This window comes from Bradyrhizobium huanghuaihaiense, assembly GCF_007830635.1.
Lineage (GTDB): Bacteria > Pseudomonadota > Alphaproteobacteria > Rhizobiales > Xanthobacteraceae > Bradyrhizobium > Bradyrhizobium huanghuaihaiense.
Genome location: NZ_VLLA01000012.1, coordinates 12,624 through 27,171, shown reverse-complemented (window position 1 = coordinate 27,171; position 14,548 = coordinate 12,624). Strand labels below are relative to the sequence as shown.

The following is a 14,548-nucleotide window of genomic DNA, read 5'->3' as shown; positions in this document are numbered from 1 at the left end:
CCATGCGGGCCGGCGGGTTGAGATTGCCGCAAAGTACGGCCACAATCTGTCATTCCCGCAAAGCTTTCCCAAGATGACCCTGACCTTCGAAGATTTCCCGCCCGGCCGGTTCGGAACGTTCGGCCCGCGCCATGTCACCCGCGACGAGATTTTGGCCTTCGCCGCCGAGTTCGATCCGCAGCCGATGCACCTCGACGAGGAGGCAGCCAGCAAGAGCATGCTGCGCGGCCTGTCCGGCTCGGGCTGGCATCTCTGCTCGCTGATGATGCGGATGATGGCCGACGGTTTCATCACCCGCGCCGCGTCACTGGGGTCTCCCGGCGTCGACGAGGTGCGCTGGTTGTCACCTCTGCGCCCCGGTGACGATCTCACGCTCGATGTCGACGTGCTGGAGGCGCGGGTCTCGAAGAGCCGCCCCGGGCTCGGCATCGTCAAGTTCAAGTGCACCGCGCGCAACGCGGCAGGGCAGGCGCTCGCCGAGATGACGTCACCGATCCTGATCAAGCGGCGCGAGGGAGCGGCCTGATGCGGTTCTTCGAAGACATCGCGATCGGACAGCGCCGCGAGATCGGCGCCTATACGTTCACGGCGGAGGCCATCAAGACGTTTGCCGCGAAGTTCGACCCGCAGCGCTTTCACCTCGACGAGGAGGAAGGCAAGAACTCGCTGTTCGGCGGGCTCGCGGCTTCGGGCTGGCATGTCGGCTCGGCCTGCATGAGCCTGCTTGTCGCCGACGGCCAGCGCCTGGCGCGCGAGGCCGCTTCGCGCGGCGAGGAGGTCGCGGTCTGGGGCCCGTCGCCGGGCTTTCGCGACCTGCGCTGGATCAGGCCTGTGCTCGCGGGCGACACCGTCTCTTACGTCAGCGAAGTCATCGACAAGCGCACCTCCGCCTCGCGTCCCGGCTGGGGCATCTTGACGGCCCGCACCACCGGCACCAACCAGCGCGGCGAGGAGGTCTACTCCATCACCGCCAGCGCCTTCGTGCCGCTGCGGAAGACGGCTTAGATCAGTTCCAAGTTGAACGGGGCAAATGAGTGCGCGAGTGTTGCCCGTGCGCTATGGACGCGTTTCCGGGCGACTGCCATAAGCCTGCGCAACATGGTTACCGCGAAGCAATTGCCGGAACCATCAAGTTGCTAACCAATTATGAACCTGTCGCTGTCTATTTGAACGAATAGACAGAGACAGGGGACGAGGACCATGGCTGACCGCGGCGCACTCAAGTTTGTTGGATTTATCTTTGCGACCGCGACGCTGGCCGTGATGCTGGTCGCCGGCATGGTGGTGAAGGGCTATGCCGACGGCGGCTACACCCTGGAAGCCTCGACCGTGGACGCTGACCGGTAACGGTCTGTTAAAGTTCCGGGGCCCTCAGCCTCGCCTCAGCGGCTATAGACGAACGCCAGCACCGCGATCGCAACCGCCAGCAATCCGACAAAGCGCAGCATGATCGTGCCGAACTGGTTCGGCGCGGGTCGCAGCGGTATGGGGTCCGTGGTGTCGGGCCGAATGCTTTCCATCTGACATCCCCTGAGCCCGGTCGTAACGGCACGGGCGCTTGGCATTGGTCGCCGGGAAGCGGCGGAGGGTTCAAAGGGCACCCTCGTGTCCCGGACGCGCTGCAGCGTGCAACGCTGCTGCGCAGAGCCGGGACCCATCGCGCCGCGTGTTCATCCTGACTGTGGGCCCCGGCTCTGCGGCGCGTCACCATAGCGTGTCGAAGACGCGCGTAAACGCGCTTGTGGTGCCGCACCGCGTCCGGGGCACGAGACATCCCCCACAAATCAAAACCGCCGCGCCCCCTTCCGGGAACGCGGCGGCCAATGATGCGTCGTGCTGGCGATCAGCTGTTGCGCAGGCCGTCGGCGGCGCGCTTCCACTGCGCGACGTTGTCGGCGATCATGCGGGTCGACTTCATCGCGGCCTGGCTGAGCTGGGCGTAGCCGGAGATCTCGCGCTGGACGCGCTGGCCTTCGGCATGGAGCAGGTCACGCAGGCTCTCGAGCTCGGAGATCAGGTTCTCGATCTCGGCGAGGGAGGTGCCGGCGACGCGCTGGATCAGCGAGTTGACGTTGGTGACGGTGGCCTCCGCGCTGGAATCGAGCGGCGGCGCGTCGGTGGTCGACGCCGGACGGCGCAGATAGGCGATGTCGTTGCGGACGAAATCGCGAATGCCGGCTTCGACCTCGGTCACGGCCGCGAGATTGTTGTCGACGGTTTCGGTCTCGGTTGCTTCAACCTTTTCCGGACGAATGGCGTTCATCGTTGTTCCCCTGTTCGCGTTGAGCGCAGCGCGAGTGTCCCCCGCACGACGAATTCGGTCAGCCCGACTAGGGCGTCGGAATTTGACCGCAACTTGGCCGAGATACGGCAAGGGCGGACGATTCGGGGGCTTTGCCGTGGCGTATGGTTACGGGAGTGTAAATGGCGGAGGCGCGGCGAAGCGAATGCGCGGCTCGGCCGGTGCTTCGCTCCCTCTCCCGACAGGCGGGGAGAGGCGAAGATACTACCAGCTCTTCTTGAATCCCGCCGTCACGCTCTTGTTGATCGCGCCTTGCGAGGTCTCGCCGACCGAGCCGGAGACGGTGACGTTGTCGAACAGTTTTTGCTCGGCGCCGAGCTTGCGCAGCCATTTGTCGTCGGTGGTCGACAGCGTCTGGCCCGCGCTGATGCTGGTGCCGGTGTCGGTGATGGTGACCTTAGCCGTCTGATCGGTCTCGTAATTGCGCGTGATGTGGCCGCCGATGCCGGGGACCGCGGTGGTGCCCTGCTGATTGACGCTGTAGCCGTTCTGCAGCGTCAGCTGTGTGTCGCCCGACAGCGGCATCGATTTGGTCAGCGACGCCCCGATCTTGCTCTGCTCGGAGCCGGGATCGACGCGGGCCTCGACCGCGGTCTTGTCCCAGATCACCCCCGCGCCCGGCGCGGTCGCGGTCGCCCAGGCGCTGCCGGAGGATTGCGGCAGGCTGCCGCCATTGGCGGCCTTTTGTGCCAGGAGCTCGGACATCGTCCGCGGCTCGCTTGCGACCGTCATGTCGGCGCCGATCCGCGTATCCCAGAACTCGAACACCGACTGCTTCACCGTCACCGCCGAGGAGCCATTGGCGTTGGCGTTCGACGACCAGTTCAGTCCGCTATTGGCCGCGGCCTGCGCGCGCTTCTTGGCGGCGATGATGTCGTTGAGCGTGCCGGCGTCGATGGCGAGCTGGCTCCAGTCGAGCTTGTCGACGTCGATGCCCTTCATCACGTCAGGGTCGTTGGCGCTGGGAGCCTCCGCCGTCTCGGCCTCCTCCTCGTCGGACGCCGCGGCCGGGCCGGGGGAGAAGGGCGGAATGATCTGCGCCGAGACCGTCAGCACCGATCCCAAGATGAATGCGGCCGCCAGCACCGGCAGCCTGGCGCAGCCAAAACCCGTCGAGAATTCCATCGTCCTGCCCGCAAACCCCAGCGCATGCTGCCCGGCAATATAGTGCGGCCATCCGCAACGCGCTATTCCGCAGCGAGGATGCTCACCTATCGTTGCGAAATTGTGGCGACTCGCCTCGAGGCACCTGGCTTGAGACGCTTGGCTGGCGACGCAAACCAACGGGCCGCGCGAAGGGCGCTCGCCCGATGACGGCTTGCCTGCGACGGCATCCGGCGGGGCTGGAGGCCAGGACGTCGCGGTCGGCTTGTCATCGGTCCCGGGAAGCGGGGCCCGTTGGCGTCCCCCTCAGCCGACGCTGGTCATCTTCGGCAGATGAATGGCGCGGCCGAGTGCCTGCTCGATCAGGTCGAAGGTGTCAATCAGCACCCGCATGCTGATGAGCTTGCCCGCCCTGAACTGGGCGAACTGCGCGACGCGCAACGAGATCGGCTTGTTGGAATCGAGCGCCGTCAGCGAATAGCGCAGCATCGAGGCGGCGGAATCCACGCCCAGCATGATGCTCTCGCGGTCGAAGCGGCGGACCTGGAAATTGTCGGCGAGCTGGCGGATCACGTCGAGCACGGCGTCCTTGCCCTGGCGCGCGCCGAGGAACGGAAACATGTCGATCGGGCCGTAGAGCGCCCACTCGACGTCCTCGTCGATCAGGGCCTCGATATCCTCGAAATGCCGGTCGTTGATCGCACGGTGCAATGCGCGCGAGAAACGCCAGAGGCTGTGCTCTGTCATTTTGGGCAGTCCTGACGCTGGCTTGCAGAAAAAACGGAAAACAACCCCATGCACCGTAAAGGTGCTCCGGGGCGCTCAACTCATTCGTATACGAATGACATAGCCGATTTCGGCCAAAACGCAATTCACGTTTTTGCAATGCACAATTGACTGCGCTTTGTGAGATTTACAACAGAACCCCGTAATCTACCGGTCTCCGGGGTCGCTACCGATCCCCGTGGACGGCGGGTTCCCGCTCGATGGCGATCGCATCGTCCCGCAGCGCCAGCAGGCCGAACAGCACCGCGCCGCCGATTCCACCGATCGCAGCGCCCAAAGGCATGAAGGTGAAGAACACCAGCATGCCATTTTGGCCTTCGAAATTCGTGGTTTGCGCGATTTCGACGAAAGCAAGCCCGGCTCCGATGCCGAGCGCGGCGCCGCCCAGCGCCCCCAGGAACAGCCCCAAAACAGCAAGCAACACGACTTTCATCGGCCCATCACCCCAGCCGGCGTGCACAACGCCCCGGGATGGGTCTCGGCGGCGGGGAGGGAGGTTCAATGGGGGGTGGTGGAGATGCGCAAGGGAGCGCCACCCTCGCCGTCGTCCTGGCCTTCGCCAGGACGACAATTACACCCCGTCCGCACCCGCCCCCGTGATCAACGGCCCGATCTCGCGCTCCAGCACCTGCTGCACCAGATCGTAGGAATCGATGATCTCGCGGATCTGCGCCACCTGTCCGCCGCGGAAGGTGTAGAACACGGCCATGTCGACCTGAATGATGCGCTCGTTGCTGCGCTTCTTGAAGAACACGCGCAGATAGGCCGCGACGGTGTCGCCTTCGGCGACGATCTGCGGCACCTGATAGCGGGTCTCGGAATAGCGCGCCTGCACCGTGCGCCAGAACTCGCGCAGCTCTTGCTTACCGTGGCAGGGGCCCATGTGCGGCAGCACGTCGATCGGCGCGTGGGTGAGGAAGTCGATGTCGTCGGTGCAGCACGACAGCGCGGCTTCGAGATCATCTGCCGCGATGGTGTCCAGCAGATGCAGCACGCGCTGGCGATTGAGCTTCTCGACCGTCATTCCGCCCGTCCTTGTTGGCCCCGCGACGCTGCGCAACGCTAACGCACGATCTCGCGCATCGGCAATCCGCGAGAACACAGGGCTGATTGCAGCCTATGACGCGCGGGCGCAATGCCCGGTTCATGGGGGTGCAATTGCGGGTTGCGCGCCGGATTGCCCGCAAGAAACGAGCGGCCAGCGATGACGCCGCGCGCATATCGGCAGGCGCGCCTTGCAGTGCTCTGTGCAAGGGAACCTGGATCCTGCGGCATCGGCGGACAAGAGCGGGGAGAGGCGAAGCACCGCGTGACCCATCTCACATCACCCCCGCGGCATCGCGGCTATCGTCATCCCCATGTCATCAGGGAGACGTGCCATGGCCGCCATCGCCGCCGCGAGAAAGTCCCGCCTGCATAACGTGCTCGAAGGCCTCGCGCTGACCGCGACGCTGCAGAGCTTCCCGACCTTCGCCACTGCGGCCTTCCTGCTCAAGCTCATCGGCAACCACGACCTCGTCGGCGACCCCGGCGTCGCCATCTTCGTCGCCGTCGCCTCGATGCTGCACGCAATGCTCGCAGTGACCCTGGGTCCGAGCTTCCCCGCCGCCTTCAAGACCGTCTACGAACCAAGGTTCTTCGAGGCCCATCTGTCGCTGTCCGACAAGATCACGGCATGGCGCACCCAGCCGGTTGCCTCGCTCCAGCTCGTGACCATTGATGGCCGTGGTGACGGCGAGCGTGGGGTGAGGGGGCGCCGCCATGGTGGGGGGAAGGCGCCTCTGTCCAATCATTCAGCTTCTCAAGTCAAGGCGCTGCACGCTAAGCACTTTATTCGTGACTCGCACAATAAATAGTTGTAATTTAGCGATCGGGCAAAATGAGTGCGGAACGAACTCAGAAGCAGCTACTTCTTGCTGCGGGGGTGATCAGCAGCGTTGGCGGGCTCGTCAGCGCTGCTGGCGGAGTTATTGGCAATTTCACCGACTTCTTCGGAAAAATTGGTGCCCTTAGCAAGCTGCCGACGTGGGCCTTTTGGCTATTTTCATGCTTCCTACTTCTTCTTGGACTGTGGCTCCTCGTTAAATGGCGCACTCGTTATTCGCGTCTCTTGAGACCCGACGCACTCAGACTCGATCGAAATAACTCGGAGCATCTCGTAGGGCGAGAAACGGACATCGATAGCCTGCTGCAGCAGTGTCTGTTAAGGTCGATTGTATTTTTGGAAGGCGAATCTGGCTCAGGTAAGTCCGCCTTAGTTCGGTCTGGTCTTTTGCCACGTTTAAAAGCCGAAAAATCAATTCTTCCTCTCATGTTGGCTGATCTATGGGTGGACCATTGGGAGCGTGGTCCATTCAATGCATTGAGGATCGCCTTAACTGACAGCGAGGCGTTTGCTGAAGGTAACTCCGCATCGAAGTCATTAAAGCTTTCTGACCTAGCCGATCTTGAAAAGGCGTTGGCAAAGCTTAGCGAGGAGCGGGCACGTACCGCATTGATCGTCTTTGATCAATTCGACGACTATCAAGCTCGCAACCGTGAGCGCTTTCTGCCAAATAAGATTTGGTTGAGCCCAAATGCTTTGCGACGAGAAAATCCATTTTGGGATATGATCGGCCGCCTCTTAGAGCAGGATAAGATTCGCGCTCTTTTTGTGACGCGCAGCGACACTGCAGCAGGTTTGAATTCGGTGCAGTTCTTGGGTGTTGTCGAAGCTCTCCGGCTTGATCGCGTTGCGTCACCGTTTATTTCGGAGCTCTTGACGCGTCTTGCCGATGGCAATTCAGTGATCGAGGATCCCGAGGCGGGGTGGAACAAGCTCAAGGAGCGGATTGTCCGAGATATCTCGCAGCAAGACGTTGTGTTGCCTCAGCAACTCAAGATCATGCTCGGAGGCATCCAAAGTCTCAAGCGACTTAACATCGCCTACTATGAACGGGCAGGTGGCGCCAGCGGCATTGAGGCGCTCTATGTTGAGCAGCAAATCACTGGTACCTCACGCAAAGTAGGCATTGAAGTTTCTCAAGTTCGTGCCATCTTGATTGCACTGATTGATCCGGAAAATCAAACAAAAACGCGATCGCTTTCCAAGGCCGACCTCGCGACAATTTTGCAAAAGGTTCAAGACGACAGGCTTGATAAGGCTCTACAAGAGTTGGAGCGTGGTGAAATATTGCGAAGCGCCACGGACCCCCAGACAGGACTTATCGCCTATCGACTTGATCATGATTACCTCGCTCGTGGCGTGCTTGCGGCGGAGCGACGAGCAAATCGTTGGTATTATTTGTTAGCCGACGGCGCGGTCGCATTTCATAATTCCTCTTCAGTTTTGAGCCAATGGAAATCGCTTCTGCCCATGAGTGCTCAATGCAGGCTTGCGTGGGAAAGGCTTTGGGGGGGATTTCGCTATGGCTTGCAAAGCAACTATGCATTACTCAGCCTCCTGCGTTTCGTTCCGTTGATTGTGTTGGCGTCAGGGGTTCTCTTTGGATCTCTTGTCTTTGCAAATTGGCGCGAGAGGCAGGCGGCAACAGAGAGTGCCCGAAAGATCCTTTTGCAGCTTGAATTTAGAAACGGTGTGGGTAGCAGGGAGTTAGACGCAGCGTGGTCTCTTGCGAGTACGCGAGATGCCAACGTGCGCACTGAGTTTGTGGATCAGTTGCTGGGTACAAGAGAGTATGCGGAGCATTTTATGCTGCAGCCCGATCTCGTAGCTCAAGCAACATTGGCCGCCAATCCGTTTGTTAGGGAGAGAATCGTTGGGATCGTAGCTGCCCCGTTAGCTGCCGACCATTACGATCAAAAGTCAATTGCGGCCGTTGCGCTCGCGTTACACCTTCAAAAGATGGAGATCGTTGGTCCGGTTCAGCTGATTGATGCAATCGGTGCGACAAAAGATGTCGCCCAACTGCGCGTTCTCGGCTCTGCCCTTGCCATGCGCATGGTGTTGCTGAAGCCTGGAGATCTATACGCTAACGTTAATCGGATGATCGATGCAATAAAGTCAACCAAGGTCGCCGGTCAGGCTAATGAACTGACGAGAGCGGTTACAATTGCTGCAAAGCAACTGGGGCCGGAAGATGCTTACGCGGTCGCGCGACCCGTTGTCGAAGTCATCAAGGCTGGAGCTCCAACTAGTCAGCAAGAACAAATGGTCAAGATTTTAGCTGCGTTAGCCCCGCAACTTCGCCCCGATGACGGGAGTGCAATTGCGTCTGTTGTTCTTGATGCGTCGAGAGCTAATAAGGAACGCAAGGGTCTTGTCCAAGCGCTTGCCGCTGTCAGCGCCCGACTAAAGCCGGAGGATATGACTGCGTTGATGCGAGCGATCGGCGAAGAAATAGTGAGTGCAAAGGATGTCAACGAACTTCGCGGAATCGAAGATCGTATCACGGCGGTTGCGGTTGAGCTTAAATCGGATGATGCCTATCGGCTGGCAACACTGATTGCCGAACGAAGTGGAAGAGCAAACGATGAAGAGGAATCGAGGTCGTTGACGAGGGCGCTTGTGCTGTTGACGCCTCGATTAAAGCCCGACAATATCTCTTCGTTGGTCAACACAGCCGTCGGAATTGTGAAGAAAACCAAGGACCAAGGTCGGCGCCTGCGTTTGCTAAAATCGTTCATCAATCTCGTTGCTCCGCTGAAGCCAGAAGATAAGACGTTCTTCACGGGCCCTTTAGTTGAAGCGCTCAAAAAGAACCCAGGTGTTTTTTCAACTTTTGCTTCGCCAGTGTTCTTTACGCTTGACGGTCCTCAAGACGTACTAAACAACGTCGCATTTGCAAGTCAGTTGGGGCCAAGGGATGCGAATGTCCTAGCTCGCTGGGCGATTGATCTTCTTGCGGTTCCAGGAAATTCGCTGAACCCGGAGACCATTTTTCCAATGTTGTTGGCAATCGCCCCGCGCGTCGGAAATCAAGAAGCGTTTGCACTAGCAAATCAATTGCTTGATTTCCTAAAGACATCGGATCTTAGCAGATTGAGATTCAATCCCTTTCCGTTCGCTCTTCCCCGTGACAGAGTTGTAAGATTTGCCGCGCCCATATTTGTGGCTCTCTCGCCAAGGCTGAAGCAAGAAGACGCATATACGTTGGCTCGAGAGCTTGCAGGAACAACTAAAGATGACCAGACATTTGTGCCGATTTTTGCCCCAGTGGCTGCGCAACTAAGTCCCGAAACTCTTCGACTGGTATTGGGGAATATTGTTGAGTCTGTAAAGAGAGCCAAAACCTCAAGCCAGCTCAGTGCGCTGGCGCCAGCTATGGTGGTCGTTGCGTCCCAAATGCCTGTTGAAGACATCCCGTCTTGCGTCGACTTAACGAGCCAAGCTTTGGGGGAGCTGCCCGGAGATCAAGGGGGTGAAGCCGCGAAGGCTCTCGTTGCATTGGCTAGGCGCTTACCTTGGCCGGAGCGCTTATCTTTGCTCGCTTCTGTGCTTAAGTACCCAACAAGTTACGGGAGTTCCCGCGATGTCCTTATCAATGCTGTTAAGGAGCATCCCGAGGCAAAGCAAATTCAATCTTCCCAGTTCTGGGAAGTAATGGATTGGATCAAGTCTCGCAAATTTCTAGACCTGACAAGCCCGCCGCAGCGAGCGAAGATTGTCGCGGGATAAAAACTGCCTACCTCTTCTTCCACCCCCCGCGTCTTCCCGGCTGCCCCCCCGTCGACTTCGGCGCCGGCCCGAACTCCGGCCCGGACTGCCTCGAATCCGTCGGCTGGATGATCCGGCTCGTGCTGCCGAACGGCTTTGCCGGCAGCGTCTGGTTGGCGCGGTAGGGCAGGGATTCCGGGCCGTGCATCTCGTCGAGATGCGGCTTGTGCACCTTCGAGCCGCTGCCGGCGCCGCTGGCCTTCAGCGCTGAGCTCACCGTTTTCTTCTTCATCGCGCTGACGGGCAGGTTGGCGGCGTCGCCGTACTTCTTCGCGCCGGCATAGGCGCCGGCCTTGCCCGCGACGGCGCGCTGCTTTGCGGTGGGATCGTCCACGACCGCGAGCTCGGTGGCGCGCAGGCGCTTGACTTCGTCGCGCAGGCGGGCGGCTTCCTCGAAGTTCAAATCGGCGGCGGCCTCGCGCATGCGCGTTTCGAGATCGGCGAGCACGGCTTCAAAGTTGTGGCCGATCGAGATGACGTCGTCGGTCATGTCGTGACCGCCGACTTCGACCAGCACGTGGTCGCGCTCGTAGACGGAGTTGAGGATGTCCCCGATCTGCTTCTTCACGCTCTCCGGCGTGATGCCGTTGGCGGTGTTGTATTCGACCTGTTTTTCGCGACGGCGGTTGGTCTCGGCGATGGCGCGCTCCATCGAGCCGGTCATCTGGTCGGCGTAGAGGATCACCTTGCCGTCGACGTTGCGCGCGGCGCGGCCGATGGTCTGGATCAGCGAGGTCTCGCTGCGCAAAAAGCCTTCCTTGTCGGCATCCAGAATGGCGACCAGCGCGCATTCGGGAATATCGAGGCCTTCGCGCAGCAGGTTGATGCCGACCAGCGCGTCGAACGCACCGAGGCGCAGATCCCTGATGATCTCGATGCGCTCGATGGTGTCGATGTCGCTGTGCATGTAGCGGACGCGAATGCCCTGCTCGTGCAGGTATTCAGTAAGATCCTCCGCCATGCGTTTCGTCAGCACGGTGATCAGCGAGCGATAGCCGCCCTGCGCGGTGGCGCGGACCTCGCCGACGAGATCGTCAACCTGCGTGCGGGCCGGGCGGATGTCGACGGGCGGATCGATCAGGCCTGTGGGGCGAATGACCTGCTCGACGAACACACCGCCGCTCTCGTTCAGCTCCCAGCCGCTCGGCGTCGCCGACACCGCGACGGTCTGCGGCCGCATCATGTCCCACTCCTCGAACCGCAGCGGGCGGTTGTCCATGCAGGAGGGCAGGCGGAAGCCATATTCGGCCAGCGTCGCCTTGCGGCGGAAGTCGCCGCGGAACATGGCGCCGATCTGCGGAATGGTGACGTGGCTTTCGTCGGCGAAGATCAGCGCGTTGTCGGGGACGTATTCGAACAGCGTCGGCGGCGGCTCGCCGGGGCGGCGCCCGGTGAGATAGCGCGAATAGTTCTCGATGCCGGCGCAGCTTCCCGTCGCCTCCATCATCTCCAGGTCGAAAGTGGTGCGCTGCTCCAGCCGCTGCGCTTCCAGCAGGCGCCCCTGGTCGTGCAGCTGGTCGAGCCGCTGCTTCAGCTCGAACTTGATCGATTTGATCGCCTGTACCAGCGTCGGGCGCGGCGTCACATAGTGCGAGTTGGCGTACATCTTGATGAATTCGAGCTCGTCCTGCTTGTGGCCGGTGAGCGGGTCGAACTCCTCGATGGTCTCGATGCTGTCGCCGAACAAATTCACGCGCCAGGCGCGGTCCTCATAGTGCGCCGGGAAGATGTCGATGACGTCGCCGCGCACGCGAAAAGTGCCGCGGGTGAAGTCGGCCTGGGTGCGCTTGTACTGCAGCGCGACGAGGTCGGCGATGAGCTGGCGCTGGTCGATGCGCTCGCCCTTCTTCAGCGCGAAAGTCATCGCGGTGTAGGTCTCGACCGAGCCGATACCGTAGATGCAGGACACCGAGGCGACGATGATGACGTCGTCGCGTTCGAGCAGGGCACGGGTTGCCGAGTGGCGCATGCGGTCGATCTGCTCGTTGATCGACGAGTCCTTCTCGATATAGGTGTCCGTGCGCGGAACGTAGGCTTCCGGCTGGTAGTAGTCGTAATACGAGACGAAATACTCGACCGCGTTGTCGGGGAAGAAATTCTTGAACTCGCCATAGAGCTGGGCCGCCAGCGTCTTGTTCGGCGCCAGGATCAGCGCCGGGCGCTGCGTCGCCTCGATCACCTTGGCCATGGTGTAGGTCTTGCCGGAGCCGGTGACACCGAGCAGCACCTGCGAGCGGTCGTTGCGCTCGATGCCTTCAACCAGCTCCTTGATTGCGGTCGGCTGGTCGCCGCGCGGCTCGTAGGACGACTTGATCTCGAAGCGCACGCCGCCTTCAGACTTCTCCGGGCGCGGCGGCCGGTGCGGCGTCCACACCTTCATCGAGCCGTCGTCCTTGCGGAACTCCGGGCGGCCCTCGCGGATCAGCGACTCCAGCGCGTCGGCAGTCGCCTTGACGCCGAGCGCCTCCATCTTGGAACGCGGCGGACGCGCCAGCGCTTCCGCGTCGTCCTCTTCGGTGGGCAGACCGAGCTGACGCGCCAGTTCCGGATCGAGCGTCGGGATCGTGGCGGCAGTGCCGTAATTGGCCTGCGGTGCCTCGTCCAGGCCCGTCGGGCGGTCGCTGGGGAAGTCCTTCGGCGTCGAGGCGCGTGCGCGATGCGCGGCGGCCTCGCCTCCGGCGCGGCGGTCGCGCGAATTGTCCGGCGGCGGCTGCAGCCCGGTGCCCGAGCCAAGCCCGGCATCGCCGCGATTGATCGCGGGATTGAGCAATTCGGCCAGCGCCGGCCCGATCGGCTGCACGTCAGGCCGATGCGCCTTCGAGTTCGGGGCCTTGGATTTGGGGGATTTCGGGGGAGCAGGTTTCTTCGCCATGGGGCGAATATGGGACGAGTCCGCCGCTCAATAAAGGGCGAATGCCCCTCCGTGCTCAGGCTGCTGACAGCAGGTTGGCAGCAGGGTCCCGCTCACGCCGCCGGCAGCGGTCCGTCGTCGTCCGCGCCCGGCTGGCGCGGCTTCAGGATGTCGAGATGGACGCTGCCGCAATCGGTGCAGCGCATGGTCCAGTACTCGCATCCGGCGCGGCCGCCGATCACACGGAGCACCGTGAGATCGCCGTCGCAGTCGGGGCATCTCGACAGCACCGATCGGGCGTAGGATCGGGCCAGCGGCTGGGTCTCTTCGATCTCGATAGACGACATCACCGGTTCCTCGTTGCGCGCCGCGCTGTGCTGAAAGGCCTATTCGTCGTCGCTGTCGGCGCGCCGGCGGAAGCGATCGATATGGTGCTTGGCGTCGGCGATCGCAGCGTCGGGATCGGGCCAGGCGAAGCCGACTTCCATGGCCGGAAACAGCACGCCGTCGATGGCAACCGGGCTGAAATCGGCGCGCCGGATGCGGGCGTGCCACAGTCCCTTGCCAGCTTCGAAGGATTCGATGTCAAAGCCGTCGTAGAGGGTCGTCATTGCTAGTCCCCAAAGTGGTTCGTACGTGTCTTGTTGGAGGGTCAAGGGACCACGTTTGCGGATTTGTGGATGTGAAGCCGTTCACAAGGGGCCGGCTTTTTTGCCTGAACGGCGTCAGTTCCGCGCGGAACTGCGGCCGGGGCGCCGCACGGGGCGGGTCGCGGGTTCCGATGCCGCGCGCATGATCCAGCGGCGGAACGCGGCAAAGTCGCGCTGCTCGGTCTGGAAGCTGCGATAGAGCAGGTACCAGCGCATACCCTTGGGCACCGAGAGGTCGAACGGAGCGACCAGCCGCCCGGCGGCGAGATCGTCGTCGATATAGGGCCGGATCCCCATGGCGATGCCGAGCCCGTCGACGGCGGCCTGCAGCGCCTGACCGTAGAACTGGAACTCCGGTCCGCGCGCGTTGATGCGAGGCAAGTTTGCGGCTTTCAGCCAGATCGGCCAGTCCTCGGGTGAGTGCGCGACGCGGATCAGGCTCGGTCCCCTGAGATCGGCCGGCCGCTTCAATGAGGCGGCGAGACGGGGCACGCAGACCGGCGTGAGGTCGCCGGCAAACAGCGGCTCGGCGACGAGGCCGGGCCAGTCGCCGGTGCCGAGCTTGATCCCGCAATTCCAGTCCTCGCCGAACGGCACCAGCGCGCCGCCGGTTGTGAAGCGCACCTCGATGTCGGGCTCCTCGCTGCGAAACTCCGACAGCCTCGGGATCAGCCAGCGCATTGCAAAGGTGTGGCCGACGCCGATGGTCAGCACGCGCACGCTGGAGGGCGCCGTCACCTGCGCGGTCAGGCTCGCGAGCGCATCGAAGATCGGGGTCAGCCCGCTCTGATAGGCGCGGCCGGCCTGCGTCAGAACCAGGCGGTTGGCCTTGCGCTCGAACAGCGCGACGCCGAGGCGTTCTTCCAGCAGATGCACCATGCGGCTGACGGCGGCCGCGGACACGCTGAGCTCGAGCCCGGCCGCAGCAAAGCTGCCGGTCCGCGCCGCCGCCTCGAATGCCTTGATGCCGTTGAGAAAGAGCAGCCGCCGCAAATGCCGACCCTCAGGAAAGCTGATGCCAGGGCAAGATAACTCAGTTTGCGCGAGCGGGGCAAGCGAGGCAGAAGAATGAGAGTAATTCCAAGTTGTGTTTCGGGGCGGCCGTGTTTTTCGCCTCTCCCCGCGCTTGTCCGCCGAAGCTTCAGCGAAGGCGGATGCGGGAAGAGGCTGGAATTTGCGAGAGCAAATTCCGGGTGAGG

At 62.0% G+C, this 14,548-nt stretch carries 15 protein-coding genes; 5 read left to right on the top strand and 10 right to left on the bottom strand.

Going from position 1 to position 14,548, the window contains the following annotated elements; genetic code table 11:
- Positions 1-73: 73 nt before the first annotated feature.
- The 3 genes from IQ16_RS23375 to IQ16_RS45795 all read left to right on the top strand — a co-directional run bounded on the left by IQ16_RS23375 (position 74) and on the right by IQ16_RS45795 (position 1,347).
- A complete protein-coding gene (locus tag IQ16_RS23375) occupies positions 74-526 on the top strand; it encodes a MaoC family dehydratase (RefSeq protein WP_018648332.1) in 453 nt (150 codons plus the stop codon).
- Positions 526-1,005, top strand: coding sequence for a MaoC family dehydratase (locus tag IQ16_RS23370; protein WP_018648331.1), 480 nt, complete (start codon positions 526-528; stop codon positions 1,003-1,005). The genes IQ16_RS23375 and IQ16_RS23370 overlap by 1 nt, the downstream gene beginning before the upstream one ends.
- 195 nt (positions 1,006-1,200) lie before the next feature.
- The gene (locus IQ16_RS45795) at positions 1,201-1,347 is read left to right on the top strand and encodes a hypothetical protein (protein ID WP_018648330.1); all 147 of its coding nucleotides are present in this window, start codon (positions 1,201-1,203) and stop codon (positions 1,345-1,347) included.
- Between the two features lie 35 nt (positions 1,348-1,382).
- Here IQ16_RS45795 and IQ16_RS45790 read toward each other — a convergent pair whose 3' ends face one another.
- From IQ16_RS45790 to IQ16_RS23345, 6 genes are all read right to left on the bottom strand, one after another.
- Positions 1,383-1,520, bottom strand: coding sequence for a hypothetical protein (locus tag IQ16_RS45790; protein ID WP_018648329.1), 138 nt, complete (start codon positions 1,518-1,520; stop codon positions 1,383-1,385).
- A 323-nt stretch (positions 1,521-1,843) separates the two neighbouring features.
- Positions 1,844-2,263 (bottom strand): hypothetical protein, encoded by a 420-nt coding sequence (locus IQ16_RS23365; RefSeq protein ID WP_018648328.1) that lies wholly within the window; start codon positions 2,261-2,263, stop codon positions 1,844-1,846.
- Between the two features lie 243 nt (positions 2,264-2,506).
- Positions 2,507-3,427 (bottom strand): hypothetical protein, encoded by a 921-nt coding sequence (locus IQ16_RS23360; RefSeq protein ID WP_018648327.1) that lies wholly within the window; start codon positions 3,425-3,427, stop codon positions 2,507-2,509.
- 285 nt (positions 3,428-3,712) lie between these two features.
- Positions 3,713-4,153, bottom strand: a complete 441-nt coding sequence (locus tag IQ16_RS23355; RefSeq protein WP_018648326.1) for a nuclear transport factor 2 family protein — start codon at positions 4,151-4,153, stop codon at positions 3,713-3,715.
- A 205-nt stretch (positions 4,154-4,358) separates the two neighbouring features.
- On the bottom strand, positions 4,359-4,625 hold the full coding sequence (locus IQ16_RS23350) for a hypothetical protein (RefSeq protein WP_020608160.1): 267 nt from the start codon (positions 4,623-4,625) through the stop codon (positions 4,359-4,361).
- A 138-nt stretch (positions 4,626-4,763) separates the two neighbouring features.
- Entirely contained in the window at positions 4,764-5,216 is a 453-nt protein-coding gene (locus IQ16_RS23345) for a nuclear transport factor 2 family protein (protein WP_026312885.1), read from the bottom strand.
- Positions 5,217-5,571: 355 nt separating this feature from the next.
- Here IQ16_RS23345 and IQ16_RS23340 point away from each other — a divergent pair, with 355 nt between their 5' ends.
- Together IQ16_RS23340 and IQ16_RS23335 are read left to right on the top strand one after the other, a co-directional pair.
- Positions 5,572-6,048, top strand: a complete 477-nt coding sequence (locus IQ16_RS23340; protein ID WP_244635826.1) for a hypothetical protein — start codon at positions 5,572-5,574, stop codon at positions 6,046-6,048.
- Between the two features lie 23 nt (positions 6,049-6,071).
- Entirely contained in the window at positions 6,072-9,809 is a 3,738-nt protein-coding gene (locus IQ16_RS23335) for an nSTAND1 domain-containing NTPase (RefSeq protein ID WP_145831778.1), read from the top strand.
- Positions 9,810-9,816: 7 nt separating this feature from the next.
- Here IQ16_RS23335 and uvrB read toward each other — a convergent pair whose 3' ends face one another.
- The 4 genes from uvrB to IQ16_RS23315 form a co-directional block, all read right to left on the bottom strand.
- Complete coding sequence (gene uvrB, locus IQ16_RS23330) at positions 9,817-12,720, bottom strand: excinuclease ABC subunit UvrB (protein ID WP_018648323.1); 2,904 nt, start codon at positions 12,718-12,720, stop codon at positions 9,817-9,819.
- Between the two features lie 92 nt (positions 12,721-12,812).
- On the bottom strand, positions 12,813-13,046 hold the full coding sequence (locus IQ16_RS23325; protein ID WP_018648322.1) for a hypothetical protein: 234 nt from the start codon (positions 13,044-13,046) through the stop codon (positions 12,813-12,815).
- A gap of 39 nt (positions 13,047-13,085) precedes the next feature.
- Complete coding sequence (locus tag IQ16_RS23320) at positions 13,086-13,310, bottom strand: hypothetical protein (RefSeq protein WP_018648321.1); 225 nt, start codon at positions 13,308-13,310, stop codon at positions 13,086-13,088.
- Between the two features lie 114 nt (positions 13,311-13,424).
- Positions 13,425-14,342, bottom strand: a complete 918-nt coding sequence (locus IQ16_RS23315; RefSeq protein ID WP_026312883.1) for a LysR substrate-binding domain-containing protein — start codon at positions 14,340-14,342, stop codon at positions 13,425-13,427.
- Positions 14,343-14,548 lie beyond the last annotated feature (206 nt).

Bases quoted from the DNA above. Each gene is read 5' to 3' on its own strand.
- IQ16_RS23375 (WP_018648332.1), top strand. From the start codon at position 74: ATGACCCTGACCTTCGAAGATTTCCCGCCCGGCCGGTTCGGAACGTTC.
- IQ16_RS23370 (WP_018648331.1), top strand. From the start codon at position 526: ATGCGGTTCTTCGAAGACATCGCGATCGGACAGCGCCGCGAGATCGGC.
- IQ16_RS45795 (WP_018648330.1), top strand. From the start codon at position 1,201: ATGGCTGACCGCGGCGCACTCAAGTTTGTTGGATTTATCTTTGCGACC.
- IQ16_RS45790 (WP_018648329.1), bottom strand. From the start codon at position 1,520: ATGGAAAGCATTCGGCCCGACACCACGGACCCCATACCGCTGCGACCC.
- IQ16_RS23365 (WP_018648328.1), bottom strand. From the start codon at position 2,263: ATGAACGCCATTCGTCCGGAAAAGGTTGAAGCAACCGAGACCGAAACC.
- IQ16_RS23360 (WP_018648327.1), bottom strand. From the start codon at position 3,427: ATGGAATTCTCGACGGGTTTTGGCTGCGCCAGGCTGCCGGTGCTGGCG.
- IQ16_RS23355 (WP_018648326.1), bottom strand. From the start codon at position 4,153: ATGACAGAGCACAGCCTCTGGCGTTTCTCGCGCGCATTGCACCGTGCG.
- IQ16_RS23350 (WP_020608160.1), bottom strand. From the start codon at position 4,625: ATGAAAGTCGTGTTGCTTGCTGTTTTGGGGCTGTTCCTGGGGGCGCTG.
- IQ16_RS23345 (WP_026312885.1), bottom strand. From the start codon at position 5,216: ATGACGGTCGAGAAGCTCAATCGCCAGCGCGTGCTGCATCTGCTGGAC.
- IQ16_RS23340 (WP_244635826.1), top strand. From the start codon at position 5,572: ATGGCCGCCATCGCCGCCGCGAGAAAGTCCCGCCTGCATAACGTGCTC.
- IQ16_RS23335 (WP_145831778.1), top strand. From the start codon at position 6,072: ATGAGTGCGGAACGAACTCAGAAGCAGCTACTTCTTGCTGCGGGGGTG.
- uvrB (WP_018648323.1), bottom strand. From the start codon at position 12,720: ATGGCGAAGAAACCTGCTCCCCCGAAATCCCCCAAATCCAAGGCCCCG.
- IQ16_RS23325 (WP_018648322.1), bottom strand. From the start codon at position 13,046: ATGTCGTCTATCGAGATCGAAGAGACCCAGCCGCTGGCCCGATCCTAC.
- IQ16_RS23320 (WP_018648321.1), bottom strand. From the start codon at position 13,310: ATGACGACCCTCTACGACGGCTTTGACATCGAATCCTTCGAAGCTGGC.